At 46.4% G+C, this 263-nt stretch carries 1 protein-coding gene; it reads left to right on the top strand.

Annotation, left to right across the window (positions count from 1 at the left end):
- Positions 1–263, top strand: a 263-nt coding sequence (locus tag NE619_RS18250; protein WP_256133891.1) for an IMPACT family protein, incomplete at both ends; no start/stop codon positions are given.

Raw genomic sequence — 263 nt, forward strand, 5'->3', positions numbered from 1 at the left:
GTTTATCAGGGCGGCGAGGGAGAGATTGTCGAAAAAAAATCCCGTTTTATAGCAACAGTATGCCCAGTTAATTCAGAAGAAGACGCAGTACGGTTCATAGAAAAAATAAAAAAGAAATATTGGGATGCCCGGCATAATTGTCATGCCTTTGTGGTCGGAGAGAGAAATGAGATTTCCAGATGCAGTGATGACGGCGAACCGTCAGGAACGGCAGGAAAGCCCATGCTGGATGTACTCCTGGGAGCAGGGCTCCATAATGTCTG

Origin of the sequence: Anaerovorax odorimutans (assembly GCF_024459955.1) — a bacterium.
GTDB classification, from domain to species: Bacteria; Bacillota; Clostridia; order Peptostreptococcales; family Anaerovoracaceae; genus Hominibacterium; species Hominibacterium odorimutans_A.